General features: G+C 64.9%; 19 protein-coding genes. 14 read left to right on the forward strand and 5 right to left on the reverse strand.

Annotation, left to right across the window (positions count from 1 at the left end; genetic code table 11):
• The first annotated feature begins 77 nt into the window (after positions 1 to 77).
• Entirely contained in the window at positions 78 to 527 is a 450-nt protein-coding gene (locus VNK82_13970) for a c-type cytochrome (protein ID HXE92060.1), read from the forward strand.
• 169 nt (positions 528 to 696) lie between these two features.
• Here the strand turns inward: VNK82_13970 and VNK82_13975 are convergent, their stop codons facing one another.
• Positions 697 to 1,260: a YceI family protein gene (locus tag VNK82_13975; protein ID HXE92061.1), complete on the reverse strand. Its 564-nt coding sequence runs from the start codon at positions 1,258 to 1,260 to the stop codon at positions 697 to 699.
• A 581-nt stretch (positions 1,261 to 1,841) separates the two neighbouring features.
• Here VNK82_13975 and VNK82_13980 point away from each other — a divergent pair.
• The 3 genes from VNK82_13980 to VNK82_13990 all read left to right on the forward strand — a co-directional run bounded on the left by VNK82_13980 (position 1,842) and on the right by VNK82_13990 (position 5,480).
• The gene (locus tag VNK82_13980) at positions 1,842 to 2,279 is read left to right on the forward strand and encodes a hypothetical protein (protein HXE92062.1); all 438 of its coding nucleotides are present in this window, start codon (positions 1,842 to 1,844) and stop codon (positions 2,277 to 2,279) included.
• A gap of 250 nt (positions 2,280 to 2,529) precedes the next feature.
• Entirely contained in the window at positions 2,530 to 4,899 is a 2,370-nt protein-coding gene (locus VNK82_13985; protein ID HXE92063.1) for a protein kinase, read from the forward strand.
• A gap of 83 nt (positions 4,900 to 4,982) precedes the next feature.
• Complete coding sequence (locus VNK82_13990) at positions 4,983 to 5,480, forward strand: nucleoside deaminase (protein ID HXE92064.1); 498 nt, start codon at positions 4,983 to 4,985, stop codon at positions 5,478 to 5,480.
• 71 nt (positions 5,481 to 5,551) lie between these two features.
• On the opposite strand, the gene VNK82_13995 is transcribed toward VNK82_13990, so the two are convergent.
• The 3 genes from VNK82_13995 to rsmG form a co-directional block, all read right to left on the reverse strand.
• On the reverse strand, positions 5,552 to 6,547 hold the full coding sequence (locus tag VNK82_13995; protein HXE92065.1) for a ParB/RepB/Spo0J family partition protein: 996 nt from the start codon (positions 6,545 to 6,547) through the stop codon (positions 5,552 to 5,554).
• Positions 6,548 to 6,753: 206 nt separating this feature from the next.
• A complete protein-coding gene (locus VNK82_14000) occupies positions 6,754 to 7,599 on the reverse strand; it encodes a ParA family protein (protein HXE92066.1) in 846 nt (281 codons plus the stop codon).
• 513 nt (positions 7,600 to 8,112) lie between these two features.
• Positions 8,113 to 8,805 carry a 16S rRNA (guanine(527)-N(7))-methyltransferase RsmG gene (gene rsmG, locus VNK82_14005; protein HXE92067.1) on the reverse strand — a complete coding sequence of 231 codons (693 nt, stop codon included), beginning with the start codon at positions 8,803 to 8,805 and terminating at the stop codon, positions 8,113 to 8,115.
• Positions 8,806 to 8,819: 14 nt separating this feature from the next.
• On the opposite strand from rsmG, the gene VNK82_14010 reads away from it, so the two are divergent.
• From VNK82_14010 to VNK82_14035, 6 genes are all read left to right on the forward strand, one after another.
• A complete protein-coding gene (locus tag VNK82_14010) occupies positions 8,820 to 9,143 on the forward strand; it encodes a protein kinase (protein HXE92068.1) in 324 nt (107 codons plus the stop codon).
• 605 nt (positions 9,144 to 9,748) lie between these two features.
• Entirely contained in the window at positions 9,749 to 12,232 is a 2,484-nt protein-coding gene (locus VNK82_14015; GenBank protein ID HXE92069.1) for a protein kinase, read from the forward strand.
• A gap of 9 nt (positions 12,233 to 12,241) precedes the next feature.
• Positions 12,242 to 12,472 carry a hypothetical protein gene (locus VNK82_14020; protein ID HXE92070.1) on the forward strand — a complete coding sequence of 77 codons (231 nt, stop codon included), beginning with the start codon at positions 12,242 to 12,244 and terminating at the stop codon, positions 12,470 to 12,472.
• A 72-nt stretch (positions 12,473 to 12,544) separates the two neighbouring features.
• Positions 12,545 to 12,766 carry a hypothetical protein gene (locus VNK82_14025; GenBank protein ID HXE92071.1) on the forward strand — a complete coding sequence of 74 codons (222 nt, stop codon included), beginning with the start codon at positions 12,545 to 12,547 and terminating at the stop codon, positions 12,764 to 12,766.
• Between the two features lie 874 nt (positions 12,767 to 13,640).
• Positions 13,641 to 14,402: an arginine deiminase-related protein gene (locus VNK82_14030; GenBank protein ID HXE92072.1), complete on the forward strand. Its 762-nt coding sequence runs from the start codon at positions 13,641 to 13,643 to the stop codon at positions 14,400 to 14,402.
• A 329-nt stretch (positions 14,403 to 14,731) separates the two neighbouring features.
• Positions 14,732 to 16,342 carry a tetratricopeptide repeat protein gene (locus tag VNK82_14035; protein ID HXE92073.1) on the forward strand — a complete coding sequence of 537 codons (1,611 nt, stop codon included), beginning with the start codon at positions 14,732 to 14,734 and terminating at the stop codon, positions 16,340 to 16,342.
• 1 nt (position 16,343) lies between these two features.
• Here VNK82_14035 and mnmG read toward each other — a convergent pair whose 3' ends face one another.
• Complete coding sequence (gene mnmG / locus VNK82_14040) at positions 16,344 to 18,353, reverse strand: tRNA uridine-5-carboxymethylaminomethyl(34) synthesis enzyme MnmG (protein ID HXE92074.1); 2,010 nt, start codon at positions 18,351 to 18,353, stop codon at positions 16,344 to 16,346.
• A gap of 149 nt (positions 18,354 to 18,502) precedes the next feature.
• On the opposite strand from mnmG, the gene VNK82_14045 reads away from it, so the two are divergent.
• From VNK82_14045 to yajC, 4 genes are all read left to right on the forward strand, one after another.
• Positions 18,503 to 19,192 carry a CADD family putative folate metabolism protein gene (locus tag VNK82_14045; GenBank protein ID HXE92075.1) on the forward strand — a complete coding sequence of 230 codons (690 nt, stop codon included), beginning with the start codon at positions 18,503 to 18,505 and terminating at the stop codon, positions 19,190 to 19,192.
• Positions 19,193 to 19,290: 98 nt separating this feature from the next.
• Positions 19,291 to 19,686, forward strand: coding sequence for a hotdog domain-containing protein (locus VNK82_14050; GenBank protein ID HXE92076.1), 396 nt, complete (start codon positions 19,291 to 19,293; stop codon positions 19,684 to 19,686).
• A gap of 197 nt (positions 19,687 to 19,883) precedes the next feature.
• Positions 19,884 to 21,134, forward strand: coding sequence for a tRNA guanosine(34) transglycosylase Tgt (locus VNK82_14055; GenBank protein HXE92077.1), 1,251 nt, complete (start codon positions 19,884 to 19,886; stop codon positions 21,132 to 21,134).
• A gap of 175 nt (positions 21,135 to 21,309) precedes the next feature.
• Positions 21,310 to 21,642, forward strand: coding sequence for a preprotein translocase subunit YajC (yajC, locus tag VNK82_14060; protein ID HXE92078.1), 333 nt, complete (start codon positions 21,310 to 21,312; stop codon positions 21,640 to 21,642).
• The last annotated feature ends 20 nt before the right edge of the window (positions 21,643 to 21,662 follow it).

The raw sequence follows: 21,662 nt of genomic DNA on the forward strand, positions 1-21,662 counted from the left end.
CGGCTTTAGCCGCTGGGGACCTCTTTCTATCCGTGTTCCTCCGTGCAATCCGTGCCTGCCTTTATACTGAAATCGTAATGTCGCCCATGCGCTTGGCTGCCCTGCTCGCGTTGTCACTCTCCGCCCTTGCCCAGGATTCCGTTCTCGCCCGCGGCGAGCAGATCGCGCGCACCAAGTGCGACACCTGTCACACTCTGCGCAACTCTGGCAAACCCGTCGTCGGCTTTCTCGCCGGCGGCAAGACGTTCGGCACCGTGGCGGCGCACAACCTCACGCCCGACCCTTCCGGCATCTCCTACTTTGATGAGAAGCTTTTCTTCGACGCACTGCGCAACAACAAGGTGGGCGCGCGCAAGCTTAAGCCCCTCATGACTCCCGTCGTCAAGAATCTCTCCGACGACGACCTGCGCGCCCTGTTCGCCTATCTCAAGACCATCCCGCCCGTGCAGCACCGCGTGGACAATACCGAACCGCCCACTTTCTGCAAGCTCTGCAAGCAGCGCCACGGCGCCGGCGACAGGAACTGAGGACCTCACCTCACCGCCGAGGCTGCTCAGTTCGCCGCCGGCTCGGCCACAACACGACTGGACCTTAGTGCAGCCTTCGTGTCCTTTGTGAAGGGACGACTGAAGAGTCCTGCTGAAGATTGCAGAGAACCACGAGGCCAGGGGCCGACAGCTAGTAGCTAGCAGCGCTTCACTTCAACACCACCTCAAACTCCACCTTCACCTCATTCTTCACCTTCACCGTCCCCCCGGCCACGCTGACCGGTTCCATCCCGAACTCTTTCTGCTTTACGCCCGCCGTGCCGGTGTAGCGCCCGTTGCCTCCCTTCACCCGCACCTCCACCGGGCGCGTCTGGCCGTGCAGGGTCAGTTCGCCGCGCACCGTCCACTCCTCGCCGCTTTTCCGCGCTTCGCTCGAGCGGAAGCGGATCTCCGGATAGCGCGCGCTGTCCAGCACCTTGGGGCCGTGCATGGTCTCCTGCACTTCCTGGCGCTCTTTCGCGTCCACATCCGGATCGAGCACCAGCAACTGCCGCGCGTCCACCGCGATTTCCACCTTGCCCCTGGTTTCGTCCACGCTTCCGCTCGTGATCGGCGCTCGGATCTCGTGGTTATGTCCGGCGAAGCTGAACAGCCCGCCGCGCAGCACCCGCACCGTCATGTGCGAGCGTTCCGTATCCACCGCCCGCGGCTGCTGCGCCACCGCCGCCGCGGCCGCCACGAGGACACACGCCAGGCTGGCCACTCTCTTCATGTCCGCTTAGATGCGCATTCCGGTCCGGAAGAGACGGGCCTATCTGAAAACTTGAAACTCGAGACTGGAAACTCCACGTATGTCGGTGCCCATGTCTGCGCCGCGCTGTTTGGCGCGAACGTGGGAGACAGCCTCGCACCGACGGATCGCATTAGCCGGCGATGCATCGGTGGGAGGCGTGCCTCGATGAAATCACGGTTTGTATCATGGCGCTCTTGGTTTCGGAGACATCGTCGTGCGCTGACGCGAGCGTGGGCTCAAGCACGGTCCCAGCCCCTGCAAGGGGCGGAAAATCTGTAGCCCAGGGTGCAGAGCGCAAGGGAGCGCAGCGACCGCGCGCTCGCAACCCTGGGTAGGCTGGCAAGAAACCCTCGCCCGACCGCATGCGACCGCAAACGGAAGGCGGGCGCAAACTCCGCATCTGTTCACAGTTCACAATTCATAGTTCGCAGTTCGCTGGTTTCCTGCCTTCTGCCTCCTGCCTCCTTTTTTCCTTTCAACCCGCTCCTTGCTCCGGGCATCTAATCTGTAAGGAAGCACAGAGGCGAACGAACGTCCTGACCAAGGACGGGAGGTGAGCGATGAGACGCACAGCAGTCATTCGCCGGTCGGCGCGCAACCACGGTGTGCGCACCGCCGTCATCAGTTCCGTGATCTCTGCCGTGCTGGCTTCGGCTCTGACCGCCTTCGCCATGCCGCGGCTCATGAATCAGGACAATCCGCTGCTCCAGGACGCGCTCTACAACGGCTCTTATACGTCGCAGCCTTATTCGTACCAGCGTCCGCGCGCGGTTCGCACCGCCCGAACGGCTCCGGTCGTCTATCAGGAGCCCGCGGTTTATCAGGAACCGGTGCGCAAGCCGCGCTCTACCGGTAAGTCGGTTCTGATCGTGGCCGGATCGGCCGGTGCCGGCGCCGGCATCGGCGCCCTCGCAGGTGGCAAGAAGGGTGCCGCCATCGGCGCTATCTCCGGCGGCGTGGCCGGCCTCATCTACGACCGCCTCACCGCCAACCGCTAACCCCCGCCTCCCCCGGGAAACGAAAGCCTCCTTGCCCACTCCGGGCAAGGAGGCTTTCGCATCAGCGGGAAGAGCTGAGCCGGTGGAGCCAAGGCAAGGGACTGTCCGAGCCGGCCGATTCGCCGCAGTGCCCGTCCCGAGCCCGGTTCACGGCCGGACGACGTACCCTGGCACTGCGCTTCAAGCGCAAGCCGGGCGCTCCGCCGGTCACCGGCGCACTGTTGTAACATGCCTTCACTCCGGGGTTGCCATGGTTGGTCAGACCATCTCTCACTACCGCATCCTGGAAAGACTGGGCGGCGGCGGGATGGGTGTCGTGTACAAGGCCGAAGACCTCCGTCTCGGACGCCACGTAGCTCTCAAGTTCCTGTCCGCCGATGTCTCCCGTGATCCCATGGCCATTGAGCGCTTCCAGCGCGAGGCCCGCGCCGCTTCCGCCCTCAACCATCCCCACATCTGTGTGATTTATGAGATCGATCAGCACCAGGGCGAGCCCTTCCTGGCCATGGAACTGCTCGAGGGCTCTACCCTCAAGCACCGCATCGGTGGGCGGCCCCTCGAACCCGCCCTCGTGGCCCGCTTCGGCCTCGAGCTCGCCGAAGCGCTTGCAGCCGCGCACGCCAAAGGCATTATTCATCGCGACATCAAGCCCGCGAATATCTTTGTCACGCTGGACCATCGAGTGAAGATTCTGGACTTCGGGCTGGCCAAGCTGCTCCGCCCGGTCAGTGATCTCTCCGCCACCGAAAGCCTTACGGAAACCGGCGTGACCGCCGGCACCTTACCTTACATGGCCCCCGAGCAGGTGCTCGGAAAAACCGTGGACGCACGCAGCGACATCTACGCCCTGGGCGCTGTTCTCTACGAGATGGCCACCGGCCGCCGTCCCTTCCCCGAAACACAGGGCGGTCAGTTGGTCGATGCCATCCTGCACGCCGACTTGCTCCCGCCTTCCCGCTTCCAGCCCGCCCTACCCGCGGAATTGGACCGCATCATCCTCAAGTGCTTGTCCAAGGATCCCGAGGATCGCTTCCAGTCCGCCAAAGACCTTGCCGTGGACCTCAGGCGCTTGACCGCGCCTGCGGCCGCGACAGCCACCCGTCCGGCGGTTCCCAGCCGCAAGCGCCAGGTCGTGGCCGCGGCAATCGTTGTTGCCGTCCTGGTTCTCGCCGTGCTCATCGCCTTTCGGCCCACTGCATCCCGCGAGCGCGCTGCTGCGGACGCGCAGCCGCTGCGCATCGAATCCCTCGCCGTCCTCCCGCTCGACAACCTCTCCGGCGATGCTGAGCAGGACTACTTGGCTGACGGCATGACCGAAGCGCTTATCACCGAACTCGCGCAGATCGAGCAGCTTCGCGTCATCTCCCGCACCTCCGTCATGCAGTTCAAGGCCACCCGCAAGCCCTTGCCCCAGATCGCCAAGGTGCTGGGTGTGGACGCCATCGTCGAAGGCTCCCTGCAGCGCTCCGGGGACCGCGTGGGCATCAACGTGCAACTCATCCATGCCCCCACCGACCGCCACCTGTGGGCCCGAGGCTACGAACGCGACCTGCGCGACGTGCTCGCCTTGCAGCGCGAGATCGCGCGCGCCATCTCCTCCGAAATCCGCGTTAAGCTCACGCCCCAGGTCGAAGCCCGCCTGGCTTCCTCTCAGCCCGTGAACCCCGTCGCCTACGAAGCCACGCTGAAAGGTTTCTACTACGTCCGCGCTTTGCAGGATGTTGATAAGGCGCCGCAGTACTTCCAGCAGGCTCTGGCCGCAGATCCGCGCTACGCCCGCGCCCACGCCGGCTTGGCTTACTACTACATGGTCGCCGTCGGCGACTGGGTCATTCCCAACCGCGAAGCATTCCCCAAGGCCAAGCAGGCCGCCCTCAAGGCCATCGACCTCGATCCCACCCTTGCCGAGGCCCACACCTACCTGGCCCTCGCCCACTTCATCTACGACCTCGACTGGGCCGCGGCCGACCGCGAGTTCCGCCGCGCCATTGAGCTGGACCCCCGCTCGCCCGATGCCCACGTCTGGTACGGTGCCTACCTCTCAGCAATGGGAAATTTCCCCGAATCCGAAAACCAAATTCGTCGCGCCCTCCAGTTCGATCCCCTCTCCTTCGAAGCCAATGTATTTTTGGGCTTTCAGTCCTACTGCGCACGCCGCTACCAGGCGGCCCTCGCGCAATTTCGCAACGCTCTCGAACTCCATCCAAACTACTTCTGGGCTTATATGCTGATGGGACAGGTTTACCAGCAGACCGGCCAGTATGCGGAGGCCATTCGCGCCTTCGAGCGTGCCCGCAGTCTGGCCCCCAACGGCCCCCCGGAGATTCTTGCTGGGCTGGCTGGCTCCTACGCTTTAGCCGGAAACCGTGCCGAGGCGCGCACACTCTTCGCCCGTCTCCAGGCCACCCGCCGGCAGCGCCACGTCCCGCCCCACGATCTCGCCACCGTCGCCCTGGCTCTGGGCGAACAGGAACAGGCTCTGGACCTGCTCGAAGATGCCTACGACGCTCGCTCCTGGTGGGTCGCCTGGCTTGCTGTCGATCCCCGCTTCGACAGCCTCCGCTCCCATCCCCGCTTCCAGAACTTCATCCGCCGACTCAACTTCCCCGCCGCGCCCTGACTCCGAGCCGCCGGTGGCTTTCCAGTTCGCAGATTTGCCGTGCGCAGTTCATCATTGACTATCCTTGTCCTGTGCCGGCGTCGATGAAACGGTCCAAACCGCGCCCATCGAAAGACCACCTCGCCTTCATGGCTCGAGCCATCGAACTCTCCCTGCGCAGCCTGGAAAGCGGGGATGGCGGCCCGTTCGGCGCCCTGGTTGTGAAGGACGGCCGCATCATCGCCGAAGGAACCAACCGGGTAACGCGGAACAACGATCCCACCGCTCACGCCGAGATCGTCGCCCTGCGCCGGGCCTGCAAGAAGCTGCGCAGCTTCCAGCTAATCGGCTGCGACATCTACGCCTCATGCGAGCCTTGTCCCATGTGCCTGGCGGCGCTCTACTGGGCCCGCCCCGCCAGGATCTTCTATGCGGGAACCCGCGCCGACGCCGCCCGGGCCGGCTTCCATGACGCTTACATCTACGACCAACTGGCGCTTCCTATCTCCCGCCGCACCCTCCCCATGACGCAGTTGATGCGCAAGCAGGCTCTCGCAGCCTTCCACGCCTGGGCCCGCAAGCCCGATCGCAAGCTCTACTGATTCGCCCGCCCTCCGTGCACCTCCGTGCCTCCGCGTCTCCGTGGTGTTCTTTGCTTTTTTGCCCCCTGCCCCTAGTGCCTCTTCGCCACGATGTACGACAGCACCCTGTCAAACTCCGCCAGCGACCGGTAGGTAATGACGATCTTCCCTCGCCCGTTGCGGTCTTTGATCTGCACCCGCGCGCCCAGCATGCGCGTCAATTCCTGCTCCGCCGCGCGCACGTTCGGGTCGACGTACTTCTGCGGACGCACGGCCGCCGCCTGTCCTTCGATCGGGTTCATCAGGTCGAACACCACGTCCTCGAGCTGCCGCACCGAAAGCGCGTCTTTCACGATCTTGGCGCCCACTTTCTTGATCTGTTCGGTGTCGGTCAGCATCATCAGCACCTTGGCGTGGCCGAAGCTGATGGGCCCGTTCTCGATGTTCATTTGCACTTCGAACGGTAATTTCAGTAACCGCAGAAAATTGGCGATGGTGGAACGCTCCACCCCCGTCTTGCGCGCCATCTCCTCCTGCGTCAGCCCGAACTCCCGCGAGAGCTTCTCGAACGCCCGCGCCTGCTCCATTGGGTTCAGGTCCTCGCGCTGCAGGTTCTCGATGATGGTCATCTCCGCTGCCTGCTCGTTCGAGACCTGGCGCACGATGGCCGGCACCGTCGTCTTCCCCGCTCGCTGCGAAGCCAGCCACCGCCGTTCGCCGGCAATCAGCTCGTAGCGCCCGCCCGCCGTCGGCCGCACCAGCACCGGCTGCACCACGCCCGTCGCGCGGATCGACGCCGCCAGCTCCGCCAGCGTCTGCTCCGGCATCTTGTGCCGCGTCTGGTACGGGCTGCGGTCGATTTGGTCCACCGGGATCTCGACTACGCCCGGTCCCCCGCCCGCCTCACGCTCCAACACTGCTGCCGCGGTTGCCGCCGCCGCGGACGAAGACGAGCCCGTCGCCGCTGTCAACGCTGCTGTGGGCGCTGCCGCCGTAGCGTCCGCCCTTGACGTCCCGCCTCCCGCCGGCTTCGACGGCAGCAGCGCATCCAACCCACGCCCCAAGGCCTTCCGCTTGTCCATCGTCATGCACTTTGCCTCCTAATGTTTCCTCTCTTCAGAAGCTGTCATCCCGGGCGAGGGAGGGCTCCCGCGCGCTTACGCCACGGTCGCACCGCGCATCAGCGCGGTGCGGCTGTCGTGCGCGGGAAACCCGAGCCGAGGGACCTCGGGTTTTGCTTTTCACTTCGCACCAGGGCCGACTTCAGTCGTGCCGAAAACGCCGCCACCGCAAGCTATGGGGCTTCAGCCCCTGAGGTCACCTGCTCCGGTTCGCTCAGCGCCTCTGCCGCCGCTTCGCTCGCGCAAACTTCCCGCTTCCTCCCGCGCTCGATCAGTTCCTTCGCCAGCCGCAGGTAGCTTTCCGCTCCACGTGACTTTACATCATAAAGTAAGGCCGGCTGCCCGTGGCTCGGCGCTTCCGCCAGCCGCACGTTGCGCGGGATGGTGGCCGCGCACAGCTTCTCCCCGAAGAACGCGCGCAGCTCCGCCGCCACCTGCTGCGCCAGGTTGGTGCGCTCATCGAACATGGTCAGCAGCACGCCCTCGATCTCCAGGCGCGGGTTCAGCGTCTCGCGCACGCGCTCCATGGTGTTCAGCAGTTCCGTGACGCCCTCGAGCGCGAAGTACTCCGCCTGCATCGGAATGAGCACCGAGTCCGCCGCCACCAGCGCGTTCAGCGTCAGCAGATCCAGCGCCGGCGGGCAATCGATCACCGTGAAGGCGAAGCGTTCGCGCAGCGGTGCGAGCGCCTGCCGTAAGCGATACTCGCGCTGCTCCGCGCTCACCAGCTCCAGGTTGGCGCCGATCAGGTTGCGGTGCGCGGAGATCAGTGTGAGGCCTTCAAGCGCTGTGGGCTGCAGCGCGTCCTCAGCCGGTGCCGCCGCCATGATCAAGTCGTAGGTGCTGATTCGTTCCGGGTCGCGGGTAAAGCCCAAGCCGCTGGTGGTGTTGGACTGGGGATCGCAGTCCACCAGCAGCGTCGCTACTTCCGCCGCCGCAAAGGACGCGGCTAAGTTGATGGCAGTCGTGGTCTTGCCCACGCCGCCCTTCTGATTGGCAACCGCGATAACGCGTCCCATCAGGTCGTTTGGAGAATCGCTGACCCCAGCCTACCCTACGGTTTCGCACCGCGCAATGCCCCAGATTTGTGCAACCATAAAGGGCGGGGCCTGGGTAGCCCTTGGCACCCCAACGAGATTGTTCCACGTGGAACAATTTCGGCTTCGTGGTGACTGCTTCGGCTATTGACTGTAGAACGTTTGTTCCACGTGGAGCAATTGCCCATGGTCCCTAGATGGATGCAAGTAGTTGTACTAACTACCTTGGTTATCCTACCACTATCATGTTACTTTTATCGGCTTTAGTTAGTAATGTATATAGGTTATGCCGTACCAAATGTAGCCATTGTCCCACAGGTTAGGGATTAGGTTCCTGGCCCGAACAGCTAAGGCCAAAGGACAGCCACTTGTTGTTAACCAGGTAGGTACAAGCTCCACTTTTGTGCCCAAGGGGACTCGCAAGCGGTTGAATCGGGCTGGGTATTCACTGAAAACGACGCATCTTTTTCCACTCATGCTCGGAGTGATTCGTAACTAGCTGGGTGCGCTCGCGACCACTAAAACGCGGCTGGCGGATTGAGGAAGCGCGATGGGAGGCGACCAGGGAAGGGCGGGAAGAAGGCGGGCGGCCCTGGGGAACTGGCCGGCACCGATTAATAGAGCCAGGCGGCCACCGGGCGAGACCAGGCGGGCGGCAACGGGGAGGATGCGCTCGAACTTTTCGACGGCGCGCAGCGTCACCAGATCGGCGCGGGCGGGGAAGTCCTGAGCGCGGCCGTGGAAGACGGTCGCATCGACGAGGCCGAGCGCGCGGATGACCTCGCGCAGGAAGGCGGACTTGCGCGCGTGCGACTCGATGAGGGTGAGGCGGAGGGCGGGGGCGTAGATCTTCAAGGGCAGGCCCGGAAATCCTGCGCCTGAGCCGACATCGATGGCTGTCGATGTATCAGCGGGCGTGAGCAGGTGGCGGGCGGCGAACAACGATTCGCCGAAGTGCCGGGTGACAATCTGCTCGGGGTCGCGTACCGCGGTGAGATTCACGCGCTGATTCCACCGTAACAATACATCGATGTAGGTCGATATGCCTTGGAGTTGCGCCGGGGCCAGTGCCTGGATGAAGGGGGAGAGCAGAGCAGAGATGTGGGCGGTGTGCACGGCGCGAAGATTTAACCACAAAGGACACCAAGGACCACGAAGGCGAAAAGGGACGCGATAATGCGCCGCCATCGGGGGCGGGGCGCGTGGTCGGCAGGACCATCTTGCACTATCGCATCGTGGAAAAGCTGGGCGGCGGCGGGATGGGTGTGGTCTACAAGGCCGAGGACACGCGGCTGGGCCGTCCGGTGGCGCTGAAGTTCCTTCCCCAAGAACTTTCCCGCGATGCGCAGGCATTAGCGCGCTTCGAGCGGAAAGCGCGAGCGGCCTCGGCGCTGAATCATCCCGGCATCTGCACCATCCACGACATCGGCGAGGAGCAGGGCGAGCACTTCATCGTGATGGAGTACATGGAGGGCTTGACCCTGAAGCATGTGATCGGGGGCGGCCGATGGAGACGGAAACGCTAGAGCGGCGTTGTGCGCCCTCCTTCCGCCTGCGTCCGCCGGGGGCGGACTCCGGCTCGGTCGGGCGCGGGATTGTTAAGAGCCTACCCAGGGTTCCGAGCGCGCGGTCGTTGCGCTTCCTTGCGCTCTCCACCCTGGGCTACAAATTTGCCGCCCCTGCGGGGCTGCGGCCGGGGAACATCGGACCGCACGTCAGCGCTCCGGAAACACGGGAGCGACGAGGGGCGGGTTTCCCCACGTCTGCGCCGAAAGCGTGGCGCAGGCATGGGGCACCAAGGCGGCGAGCACGTCGAAGGCCAGCGGCTAAAGCCAGCTGCTCTGTTGCACAGCCTGTCGGCACGGCTGAAGCCGTGCCCTGATACGAATCGACTTCGTCTCCTACGCCTGCGTCGAAACGGCGTGGCGCAGACCTGGGGCACAAAGGCTTGTTTCTGCTTGAGAGGACGTGGCGAGAAGGCTCTCCCGTCCTGTGGCTCCAAAAAACGGAAGCGACAAGGGTAGGGCAGCCGGCTTTGGTGAAATGTGAACGATGAACTTGTGAACTACGAACTGCGCACTACGAACTGTGAACCGCGAGCCGTACGGCTCAACTATAATGCGCGGCACGGATGGCGCTGCCTTCGGGTACCAAGCTAGGACCGTACGAGATTGTGGAGCCCATCGGGGCGGGCGGGATGGGCGAGGTGTATCGCGCGCGCGACACGCGGCTGGAGCGCACGGTCGCAATCAAGGTCCTGCCTTCTCATCTTTCCTCGGATCCGGAGCGCAAGCAGCGATTCGAGCGTGAAGCCAGGGCCATTTCATCTCTCCAGCATCCGCACATCTGCACGTTGCACGACGTAGGCTCACAGGACGGCATCGACTTCCTGGTGATGGAGCACCTGGAAGGTGAGACCCTGGCCGAGCGCCTGAAGAAAGGGGCGCTGGCGACCGAGCAGGTGCTGAAGATCGGGATGGAAGTGGCGGATGCGCTGGACAAGGCGCACCGGAAGGGCGTGGTGCACCGCGATCTGAAGCCGGGAAACATCATGCTGACGAAGTCGGGAGCGAAGCTGCTGGATTTCGGGTTGGCGAAAGGAACGGCGGCGGTGGGGTCGGGCACGCTCGCGACGGCCATCACGGCGCCCACTCCGGTGAGCCCGGCGAGTCCCGCCACTCCACTGACCCAGCATGGAACGGTGGTGGGCACCTTTCAGTACATGTCGCCGGAGCAGGTCGAAGGGAAGGAAGCGGACGCGCGCACGGACATCTTCGCCCTGGGCGCGGTGCTGTACGAGATGGCGACGGGAAAGCGCGCGTTCGAAGGCAAGAGCCAGTTGAGCGTGGCCAGCGCAATCCTGGAGAAGGATCCGGAACCGATCACCCGGGTGCAGCCGCTGGCTCCGGCGGCGCTGGAGCACGTGGTGAGGACGTGCCTGGCGAAAGACCCGGAGGAGCGCTGGCAGAGCGCAGCGGATGTGAAGCGGGAGCTGCGGTGGATTGCGGAAGGGGGCTCGACAGCGGCGGCTGCGGCGATGGCCGCTCCCCAGCGCAAGGCGCGGGAGCGGCTGGGGTGGGGGGTGGCGGCAGCGATGGCGCTGGTGGCGGTCGCGCTGAGCGCAGGCTACCGGTGGGGAGGCAGCGCGCCGGCACCGGAAGTGGCCAAGCGCTTCGCGGTGACGTTGCCGGCTTCCACGGTGTTGTTCACCGGCTTGACGAATGCGATCGCGGTCTCACCTGACGGCCGGTATTTCGTCTATCGCGCCGCGCAGAGCACCGGAGGCTGGCAGTTGTTCCTGCACTCGGTGAGCGAACTGGAAGCCAAACCGATCCCGGGCAGTGAGGATGCGCTGAATCCGTTCTTTTCGCCGGACGGGAAGTGGGTGGCATTCTTCGCCGGCGGGAAGCTGAAAAAAGCAGCGCTCTCGGGCGGTGCGCCGCTGATCATCAGCGATGCGCCGGAGGGGCGTGGGGCGAGCTGGGGGCCGGACGACACGATCGTGTTCGGGCTTCCGGGCAACAACGGCCTGCGGCGCGTTTCGGCGAAGGGGGGAAAGGCCGAGGAACTGACGCGTCTGGATGCCAGCCAGAGGGAGGTGAGCCATCGCTGGCCGGAGTTCCTGCCGGGAGGAAAGGAAGTGGTGTTCGCGATCCAGGGCCTCTCGGCGAACTGGGAGGATGCGCGCATCGCCGTGCTCTCCCTGGAGACGGGAAGGTGGCGCACGCTGTTGGAGGGTGGGTCCAATCCCCATTACTCGCCGACCGGTCATCTGGTCTATGCGCGCGCCGGGATGCTGATGGCGGTGCCGTTCGACGTGAAGCGGCTGGAAGTTACCGGTTCCCCCGTGCCGGTGCTGGAGGAAGTGTTCATGAACCGGACGGCGGGAAACGCCGAGGCGGCGTTCTCACCGGAGGGGACGCTGCTGTACGTGGCCGGCCGGGGCACGGAAGAACCGCGCGAGCTGGTATGGGTGGATCGCAAGGGAACGACGCAGGCGACAGGACTGGCGTCGGCAGCCTTCGAACAGCCCATGCTTTCGCCGGACGGAAAGAAGGTGGCGGTGCACATGCTGCCTCCCAGCGACGACATCTGGGTGTACGACCTGGAGCGGGGCACGCTGACACGGCTGACCTTCCAGGCAGGCGAAGACGAGTCGCCGGCATGGTCGGCGGACGGCAAACATGTGACCTACAGTTCCACAATCAGCGACGCTCCACGCGCCATCCTGTGGAAGAACGCGGACGGAAGCGGGACGGAGGAAACGCTGGCCAGCACCGGGCTTCATATCCATCTAGGCACGGTGTCGCGCGATGGCAAGTGGCTGGCGTATACCAATTACGAGTCGGAGACGCGGGGCGATCTATGGCTGCTGCCGCTCGACGGAGAACGCAAGCCGCAGCCGTTCCTGCAGACGCCCTTCAACGAGCGCGATCCGAAGATCTCACCCGATGGGCAATGGATCGCCTACACCTCGGATGAGACCGGCCGGGACGAAGTCTACGTGCAGGCGCTAGGGGGCGCGGGAGGGAAGTACCAGGTGTCGTCGGCCGGCGGCTTCGGGGGGTTGTGGGCACGTAACGGGCGGGAGCTGTTCTACCGCAACGACAACTAGGTGATGGCGGTGGCGGTGACAACGAAGTCGGGCTTCAGCGCCTCGCCGCCGCGACTGCTGTTCGAAGGATCCTATGACGTGCACCCGCGCCGCGAAGGCGTGTGGGACATCTCTGCGGATGGACAGCGGTTCCTGATGGTGCGGCCCATGTTCAATCAGGGGCCGCCCATCCAGCTCCGCGTGGTGCTGAACTTCTTCAGCGAATTGCGGCGCCGGACGGAAGCGGGCGGAGCGAAGTAGATTTGGCCTGCTTCACGCCGGCCGTTCTCAAAGTTTCGTAAGCGGCTTTCTGATTGCCGTACAGGGGGTTCCATGGGTCGCATCCAGGCAATTGCCAAGTTCACGTATCAGTGGGGAATGGTGGTGGGCGTGGTGGCCGTGATTTACCGGCTGGTCTCGATCAGCCCGGTGGGGGAGAGCATCGCGAGGAGCACGACCATCGAGCCGCGGAACGCGCTGCAACTCAGCGTGCTGTTACTGCTGATGTCAATCGCCAGCGCGATGTACGCCGGCGGGGCGGCGAAGACGGGATAGGAACAGACCCGATTAACCCACGGAGGCCACAGAGGACTGCGGACTGTGATGGAAAGCCAACCTTAGCGGTCCCTGCGGCCAACAGAAGGCGCAAGACTGCGGCCTTCTGCGAGCCGGAGCAGTAGTCGGGTGTGCCGCCCCTTGCGGGGCTCGACATTCTCTCCTTTCCTCACCCAGCGCTGACGAGTGTGCGTGAGAAGTGGTGTGCCGCCCCCTGCGGTGTTTGTGTCGTAGCCGTTCTGTCGCCCCTCTGGGGCTCGGGTTGTCCCCACTCCCGCCCACGGCTTACGCCGTGGGCTACAAATCTTGCGCCGCTTCGCGGCTAAGAATGTCCTGTTCGTTCCACACTTGAAAGCCGCCTCCAGGTACGACACAAATACCTACGGGGCTCGTTCATCTTCCACTTTCTACCCAGCACTTCCGCGCCGGGCTAACGAATGCCGCCCCCCTCGACTTCGCTCGGGGCAGGCTTCGCGGGCTGGAAGATGAAAGCTTTGGGCCACCTCGAAACCCCGAAGGCAGTTCTCACGCACACTCTGACGCGCCGGGCTCACCCAAAGGCCGCCCTGCGGGCTGAAGCTGTGCGGCTCCACGAATCCGATCGTGGTCGCGACACAGAATAGCTCGTGTTGACGCCACGTCCTTGTTCTCCCACCCTATTGCTCCCACAGCGGGAGCAACAAGGGTGGGCAACCGCAGAGAGGGGAGACTAGAGGCGGTGGAAGCGTGGCCCACGTCAGCGCCGAAGAGCGCGGCGCGAACGTGGGCACCATCGGCGGTGTTCCTCCGAAAATCAGCGGGGCACCAAGGAACGGAAGGAACCAGTAAGGCCCAGGGCTCGCGCTCGGGGCGGTTACAATGAACGGCCGTGAAGATGGCGATCACGCGGGCGGTGAGCCGGGCGATCGGGCGGTGCGAGCTGACGCACCTGGAGCGCAAGCCCATCGATGCGCAGCGGGCGACGGAGCAGCATGAGCAGTACGAGGCCTGCCTGCGCGGGTTGGGCTGCGAAGTACAGAGCCTGCCCGAAGAACCCGAGCTGGCGGACTCAGTGTTCGTCGAGGACGCGGCGGTGGTCCTGGATGAAGTGGCGGTGGTGACGCGGCCGGGGGCGGAGTCGCGGCGGGCGGAGACGGCGAGTGTGGCGCGGGCGCTGGAGCCGTATCGCGAGCTGGTGCGTATTGAAGCGCCGGGCACCCTGGATGGCGGCGATGTGCTGCAGTCGGGCCGCACGCTCTACGTGGGGCGCACGGCACGGACCAACGACGCGGGCATTCAGCAACTGGCCAAACTGGTGGAACCGCGGGGATACAAAGTCGTGCCGGTCGAAGTGCGCGGCTGCCTGCACCTGAAGACGGCGGTGACCCAGGTCGGGGAGAATATGCTGCTGGTCAATCCGCAGATGGTGGAGACGGGAGCGTTCGGGGGCGCGGAGTTTGTCGAGGTGGATGAGTCGGAGCCCACCGCAGGGAACGCGCTGCTGATCGATGGTACGGTGGTCTATCCGGCGGCGTACGAGAAGACGTTGCGGCGGCTGGAGCAGCAGGGGATCAAGGTCGCGGCGGTGGACGTTTCCGAGTTGCTGAAGGCGGAAGCCGGTGTGACCTGCTGCAGCCTGGTGTTTGAAAAGCATTAACCACAGAGGGGACAGAGGGACACGGAGCCAGGCGGCAGGAGGCAGGAAAGGCGAACGGTGAACTGCGAACCACGAACTGCGATGGCGTCGTGCCTACGGCACTGTGCCCTCGATGGGATTCGCTACCCAGCGCTGCTGGGCTACGATACGTCGTCCTCCTGCAGCGGACTTATGCCGAGTGGCATGTGCTGCGGATTCTTGGATGGTTGAGTCATCGCCGAAGCTTGGCAGCAGAGATTGTGGCAGAACTGAGTCCCCTAATTTGAATAGGTGATTGCAGTAGGGGTCCCGCGCTTCGCTCGGGACTGAGAGTTGCAGGAAGGGAATCAATGAAAACGATTCTGTGGGTTGTGTGCGTGGCTCTTTTCGTTCCAGCAGCGCTGGCGGATGAGGGGCACCAGGGGCACGAGCTGACGGCGGAGCAACTGGGCACGGTGAGCTTTCCGACCTCGTGCGCGCCGGCGGTACAGAAGCAGATGGAGCGCGGCGTGGCGCTGCTGCATTCGTTCTGGTACGGCGAGGCGGAACGGACGTTCGCGGCGGCGCAGAAGCAGGATGCGAAGTGCGCCATGGCGCTGTGGGGCCAGGCCATGAGCCTGTGGCATCCGCTGTGGGATCCTCCGGAAAAGGAAAGCCTGAAGCGCGGCCTGGCGCTGGTGGAGAAGGCGGAAAAGATGGCGGCGACGCCGCGCGAGCAGGCGTACATCGCGGCGCTGAAGACGTTCTACCGTGGCTGGGAGACGAAGGACTTCCACACCCGCGCGGTGGCCTACGAGCAGGCCATGGCGGAGATGCACCAGCAGCATCCGGAGGACCGCGAGGCCGCCATCTTTTATGCGCTCTCGCTGCTGGCCACCGCGGACCCGAAGGACAAGACCTATGCCAATCAGCAGAAGGCAGGGCGGATCCTGAACGAGCTGTTGCCCGGGATGCCGAACCATCCCGGAATTGCGCACTACCTGATCCACAGCTTCGATCATCCGGGGATCGCGGAGCAGGGCCTGGCGGCGGCGCGGCGGTACGCGGCCATCGCGCCCGCTTCGGCGCACGCGCGGCACATGCCCAGCCACATCTTCACACGGCTGGGATTGTGGCAGGAGTCGGAGGCGTCGAACCTTTCGGCGATCGAGGCGGCCGAGGCCGCGATGGCGCAGGGGAAACAGGGCCTGAGCGACAAGCTGCATGCCATGGACTACGCGGCGTACGCATCCTTGCAGTGCGGCGAAGAACAGCAAGCGGCGCGGCTGGCGAAGGAAGCGGAGGCCATCGCGAAGAATCAGAAGGAATGGAGCGGGCGGCGTGGCGCCTTCGGGTACGCGCTGACAGGCTCGCGGTACGTGCTGGAGCGCCGGCAGTGGAGCGAGGCGGCGGCGCTGTGGGTTCCGCAGAACGCCAGCGCGGAGGCGCAGGCGCTGGTGCACTGGACGCGGACCGTGGGCGCGGCGCGGAGCGGCGACGCGGAAATGGCCAGAAAGGAACTGGCGAAGCTGAGGGCTGCGGTGCGGGGCATCGGTGGGGATACTTCCGGGTACGGCTGGCATCCGGGAGACCTGGAAGTGGAAACGGCGCGCGCGTGGGTGGCGCAGGCCGAAGGCAAGGCGGCGGAGGCGGAACAGCGGATGCGGCGCGCGGCCGACCGCGAAGATGACGGCGAGCTGGGAGCGATCGCGTATCCGCCCATCGTGCCGGCGCGCGAGATGCTGGCCGACCTGTTGCTGGAACAGCAGCGACCCGCACATGCGCTGGCCGAGTACGAGGCCGTGCTGAAGGATTCTCCGGACCGGTTCAACGCGCTGTACGGGGCGGCGCGGGCAGCGGAGTCGGCGGGGAAGAGCGAAACGGCAGCGGAGTATTACGCGCGGCTGCTGAGAGTCAGCGGCGGGGAGCAGGCGACCAGGCCGGAAGTGGCGAGAGCGAAGAGCGCGGTCAAGGGCGACTGATTCAGTGAATCATTGAATCAGTCAATCTATGAGCCAATGATTCCCTGAAGCGGCGGGACTGGATCTCGATGTAGACGTTTACCAGGGAGACGGCGGCGGGGGTGACGCCGGGGATGCGCGAAGCCTGGGCGAGGGTGCGCGGACGGACGCGCTCGAGCTTTTCCTTCATCTCGCGGGAGAGACCGCTGACACTGGCGTAGTCGAACCAGTCGGGGATGGAGCGCTGCTCGGCCTTCTTCAGGCGCTCGATGGCGCGCTCCTGCTGGCGCAGGTAGCCTTCGTACTTGATCTCGGTCTCGACGGACTTCAATTCCAAGTGGTCAGTGGTCAGTGGCGTGTGGTCAGAGCTTCGCAGCACCGGCGCGAGATGCTCGATGCGGACCTCGGGGCGCTTGAGGAGCTGGGCGAGGGTGCCCTCCAAGTTCTCAGTTCCCAGTTCCCGGTTCTCAGAGAGAAGCACTTTGCGCATCTGATCCGTCAGGCGCGTCTTCTCGAGCAGCCCTGCAAGACTCCGCATGCGCTCCTGCTTGGCGAGGAAGTCGCGCCAGGCGTCGTCGCCGATCAAGCCGACGCGGCGGCCGTGGGGCGTGAGGCGGCGGTCGGCGTTATCGATGCGCAGGTGGAGGCGGAACTCGGCGCGCGAGGTGAACATGCGGTAGGGCTCGTTGGTGCCCTTGGAGACGAGGTCGTCGATGAGGATGGCGGTGTAGGCCTCGGTGCGGTCGAGTATGAGCGGCGGCTCGCCCTTCACCTTGAGGGCGGCGTTGATGCCGGCCATGATGCCCTGGCAGGCGGCTTCTTCGTATCCGGAGGTGCCGTTGATCTGGCCGGCGAGGAAGAGCCCGGCGATCTTTTTGGTCTCAAGAGTGCGCTCGAGTTCGGTGGGATCGATGGAGTCGTACTCGATGGCGTAGCCGGGGCGCAGCATCTCGGCGCGCTCGAGACCGGGGACGGACTTGATCATGGCCAGTTGCACGTCCACGGGCATGGAGGTGGACATGCCGTTGACGTAGATGGAGTGCGTGTCCAGGCCCTCGGGCTCGAGGAAGATCTGGTGCTGGGCGTGGTGCGGGAACTTGACGATCTTGTCTTCGATCGAGGGGCAGTAGCGCGGGCCGATGGACTTGATCTGGCCGCTGTACATGGGCGAGCGATGGACGTTCTCGGCGATGATGCGATGCGTCTCCGCGGTGGTGAAGGCGATGTAACAGGGCACCTGCTCGCGGGTGATGCGCCGCGTGCGGAAACTGAAAGGCGTGGGCTCAGGGTCGCCGGGCTGCTGCTGGAAGGCGGACCAGTCGATGGTGCGTCCGTCGAGGCGCGGGGGCGTGCCGGTCTTGAGGCGGCAGCCGCGCAGGCCGAGCAGCTTCAGCGCTTCGCCCAGGAGCTGGGAGGGCGGTTCGCCGGCGCGTCCGGCGGGATGGGTCTGCTCGCCGCAGTGGATCAGGCCGTTGAGAAAGGTGCCGGTAGTGATGATGACGGCCTGCGCGCCGATGGAGCGGCCGTCGTGGAGGCGCACGCCGCGACAAACGCGGCGGCGCGAGTTCTCAGTTTTCAGTTTTCGGTTCTCAGTCTCGGAAGCAGTTTCTGAAAACTGAGAACCGGGAACTGAAAGCTCTTCGACGATCAGATCCACCACCTCGGCCTGCTTGACGGTGAGATTGGGTTGGGACTCGAGCACCTGGCGCATCTTGAGGCGGTACTGCTGCTTGTCGCATTGGGCGCGGGGCGACCAGACGGCGGGGCCGCGCGAGGTGTTGAGCAGGCGGAACTGGATGCCGACGGCGTCGGTGACCTCTCCCATGATGCCGCCGAGGGCGTCCACTTCGCGAACCAGGTGTCCCTTGGCAATACCGCCCACGGCCGGGTTGCAGGACATCTGCGCGATGAGGTCGGTGTTGAGCGTGAACAGCGCGGTGCGCAAACCCATGCGCGCCGCGGCCATGGCGGCCTCGCAGCCGGCGTGCCCGGCGCCGATGACGACAAGATCGTAGTGTTCGGTGAAAGACATCAGCACTCAGCGGTCAGCACTCAGTATTCAGCCAAGGCAAGATTTTAGCAGCGGTTCGCAGGCTGGCCGGCCACGACACCCGATTGTCTGACTGTGGCGCGCTCCCGTATAGTTCCTTCTGCAGTCCTTTGCAACACTGAGGAGTCGCCATGAATAAGGAACAGTTTCTCGCCGAACTGGACGCGCGCATCGCCAAGTACGACCTGCTGTGCCATCCCTTCTACCAGGCCTGGAGCGCGGGGAAGCTGACGCGCGAGGACCTGCGCGAGTACGCCGCGGACTACTACCATCACGTGGCGGCGTTCCCGCAGTATCTCGGGGAGCTGGCGGCACGGACGGTGGACGGCGGGTTGCGTGGCGCCATCCTGGCCAATCGCGCCGACGAACTGGGCGCCGACGGCGGGCCGGTCCACCACGAGCTGTGGCTGGATTTCGCCGAGGGCATGGGGGCGGACCGCCCCACGGTGGCCAGGCGGGAGCCGGTGGCCGCCGTGCGGGAGCTGATGGCGACCTTCCGTCGCATCGCACAGGAAGGCACCCCGGTGGAAGCGCTGGCCTCGTTCTACGCCTACGAGTCGCAAGTGCCGCGCGTGGCGCAGGCGAAGGCGCGCGGGCTGCGCGAGTGGTATGGCGCAGATGCGAAGACGTGCGCGTACTTCACGTTGCATACGACGGCGGACGTTCAGCACTCGAAGGTCTGGCGGGAACAGTTGTGGTCTCAGGTGTCAGGTGTCGGGTCCCAGGAAGAAGCGCTGGAGGCCGCGGAGAAGGCGGCGCGGGCGCTGTGGCAAGCGCTGGACGGGATTGAAAGGGAGCGGCAGGCGCGGAAGGCCGCTTGACCAGCGAGGACACAGGGAACACAGAGAGCTACGAACTGTGATCTGCGACCTGTGAACTCGAAAAGCCGACCACGAAGGGCACAAAGGTCACACGAAGGATGGCGAAAGAAGTTCCGATAGGGACGCGGGGCGAGGCGGAAGAAGAAGTGCGCTTCGAGCACACGCTGACCTACCATCATGAGAGCCTGCCTCCGGTGTATTCCACGCCGGACATGATCCGCCTGATGGAGACGGCGGCGTTCCACGCGCTGCAGCCCTTCTGCGATGAAGGTGAGATTACCGTGGGCACGGCCATCCACATCGAGCATCGTGCGGCAGTGGGCATCAGTACGCGAGTGCGGGCGGAAGCAGTCGTGGAGGCCTTTGACGGCCGCTTCTACACCTTGCGCGTCACCGTGCGCAGCGGGGAGCAGGAACTAGGACGCGGCACGGTGGACCGGGCGGTGGTGCATCTGGGGAAGTTCAAGGAACGATACGAAAAAAACGGGAAGTAATCTGCTGCCTTCCCTCGCTCGCACTCCCTCCAACATCGCCTTCGCTCCGATATCGGTCGCGCTCGCTCGGGAAGGCAGCGCGATGAGGCGGCTGCCGGTTTGGCACGACTGAAGTCGTGCCCTGATACGAAGCCCACGCCAGCGGGTCGCTTCGTTACTCTCGTTTAGAATCACAGCCTATCTCGCTCACATTCCAAATCGAGGCGCGGTCCGGCCCTGCCCGCGCCGGGCGGCTGATCACGCCGCACGGCGAAGTCCAGACTCCGGTGTTCATGCCGGTGGGCACGCTGGCATCCGTAAAAGGCGTTCCGCAGGAGACGCTGGAGGAGCTGGGCGTCGAGCTGGTGCTGGCCAATACCTATCACCTGTATCTCCGGCCGGGATGCGAAGTGGTGCGGCAGACGGGCGGCCTGCACGGCTTCATGGGCTGGCGGCGAGCGCTGCTGACCGATTCCGGCGGATACCAGGTCTTCAGCCTGAACGAGCTGCGCAAGCTGAGTGGGGAGGGCGTGGAATTCCGCTCGCACCTCGATGGCTCCACGCACTTCTTCACCCCGGAGAGTGCGACGGCGGCGCAGATCGCGCTGGGCGCGGACATCATCATGGCCTTCGACGAGTGCACGGAGTTCCCGGCCGATAAGCGGCGGGCGCGGGAGTCCATGGAGCTGACGCTGCGCTGGGCGGAACGGTGTAAGCGGTACTTTGACGAGCATAAGGGCGAGGTGCCGTGGGGTGATGTGGTTTGTGGTGAATCCCGAGCGGCCGAGCAGGGGATAGGGGTCCCTCGACTCCGGACTCCGTCGTCTGCGACTCCGTCGTCCTTCGCTCGGGATGACAAGCAAAGGCGCCTCGCTCAGGATGACGGCAGCAGTCTGAGCGGAGCTTCCCAGGCGCTGTTTGGCATCGTGCAGGGTGGGATGCACGCAGAGCTGCGGCGGGAGTCGGCGGAGAGGACGGTGGGAATCGGTTTTGACGGGTACGCCATCGGAGGACTGAGCGTAGGCGAGCCGCGGACGGCGACGCGGGAGATGGTGGAGGCCACGCTGCCGTTCCTTCCGGCGGACAAGCCGCGCTACCTGATGGGCGTAGGGACGCCGGAGGAGATCACCGCCTACGCGCGGCTGGGCATCGACATGATGGATTGCGTGCTGCCCACGCGGGCGGCACGCCACGGTTTGCTATACACGTCCGAGGGCAAGGTACAGATCAAGAGCGCGCGTTACGCCCGGGACCAGGGGCCGATCGACGCGCGCTGCGGCTGCCGGGTGTGCGCGCGATACTCGCGGGCGTATCTGCGGCACCTGTACGCGAGCGGCGAGCCGCTGGCGGCGGCGCTCAACACGGTGCACAATCTGGCCTTCTACCTTGACACAATGCGGCGCGTCCGGCATGCTATAAAACTTGGGGATTTGGCCGGATTTCCGTCCGGTGACTGCACGACAGCCTAAGGCTCCCCGCGAATCCACGGAACAGGGCAGGTTCGGGAAAGTCCCATCCACAGAAGCAACAAAGGCTCAAACTGGGCCGGGATGCCGGAGACGGATTCGGATTTCCCAGTGACAGATTCCAGGGAAGGCGTGCTCCGGGTGCGCTCGGACGCATGGGAAGAGCGGTTGGGGTGTGATGGTCTGGCACAACTTCGGGTTCCTGGTATGGCAGCAGCAGCGCGGCGGGGAAGGCGGCGGCTGGCTGTTGTGGCTGCCGCTGGTCTTCATCTTCGCCATCTTCTACTTCCTGCTGATCCTGCCGCAGCAGAAGCGGCAGAAGAAATGGCAGGAGATGCTGGGCAACCTGAAGGCCGGGGACAAGGTGGTGACCAGCGGAGGCATCCGCGGCACCATCATCGGACTGCGCGAGGACTCCATCCACCTGCGGGTGCCGCCGGACAATCTGCGGCTGGAGATCGCGCGGTCGGCGGTGGTCTCCGTGGCGCCGGCGGAAGAAAGCAAGAGTTAGACCGAGGGGCTGCGATTCGG

Source organism: Terriglobales bacterium, from assembly GCA_035573675.1.
Lineage (GTDB): Bacteria > Acidobacteriota > Terriglobia > Terriglobales > Acidobacteriaceae > DATMAB01.

Coding starts and splice junctions, on each gene's coding strand:
- VNK82_13970 (HXE92060.1), top strand. CDS start 78: ATGTCGCCCATGCGCTTGGCTGCCCTGCTCGCGTTGTCACTCTCCGCC.
- VNK82_13975 (HXE92061.1), bottom strand. CDS start 1,260: ATGAAGAGAGTGGCCAGCCTGGCGTGTGTCCTCGTGGCGGCCGCGGCG.
- VNK82_13980 (HXE92062.1), top strand. CDS start 1,842: ATGAGACGCACAGCAGTCATTCGCCGGTCGGCGCGCAACCACGGTGTG.
- VNK82_13985 (HXE92063.1), top strand. CDS start 2,530: ATGGTTGGTCAGACCATCTCTCACTACCGCATCCTGGAAAGACTGGGC.
- VNK82_13990 (HXE92064.1), top strand. CDS start 4,983: ATGAAACGGTCCAAACCGCGCCCATCGAAAGACCACCTCGCCTTCATG.
- VNK82_13995 (HXE92065.1), bottom strand. CDS start 6,547: ATGACGATGGACAAGCGGAAGGCCTTGGGGCGTGGGTTGGATGCGCTG.
- VNK82_14000 (HXE92066.1), bottom strand. CDS start 7,599: ATGGGACGCGTTATCGCGGTTGCCAATCAGAAGGGCGGCGTGGGCAAG.
- rsmG (HXE92067.1), bottom strand. CDS start 8,805: ATGGCGGCGCATTATCGCGTCCCTTTTCGCCTTCGTGGTCCTTGGTGT.
- VNK82_14015 (HXE92069.1), top strand. CDS start 9,749: ATGGCGCTGCCTTCGGGTACCAAGCTAGGACCGTACGAGATTGTGGAG.
- VNK82_14025 (HXE92071.1), top strand. CDS start 12,545: ATGGGTCGCATCCAGGCAATTGCCAAGTTCACGTATCAGTGGGGAATG.
- VNK82_14030 (HXE92072.1), top strand. CDS start 13,641: ATGGCGATCACGCGGGCGGTGAGCCGGGCGATCGGGCGGTGCGAGCTG.
- VNK82_14035 (HXE92073.1), top strand. CDS start 14,732: ATGAAAACGATTCTGTGGGTTGTGTGCGTGGCTCTTTTCGTTCCAGCA.
- mnmG (HXE92074.1), bottom strand. CDS start 18,353: ATGTCTTTCACCGAACACTACGATCTTGTCGTCATCGGCGCCGGGCAC.
- VNK82_14045 (HXE92075.1), top strand. CDS start 18,503: ATGAATAAGGAACAGTTTCTCGCCGAACTGGACGCGCGCATCGCCAAG.
- VNK82_14050 (HXE92076.1), top strand. CDS start 19,291: ATGGCGAAAGAAGTTCCGATAGGGACGCGGGGCGAGGCGGAAGAAGAA.
- yajC (HXE92078.1), top strand. CDS start 21,310: ATGGTCTGGCACAACTTCGGGTTCCTGGTATGGCAGCAGCAGCGCGGC.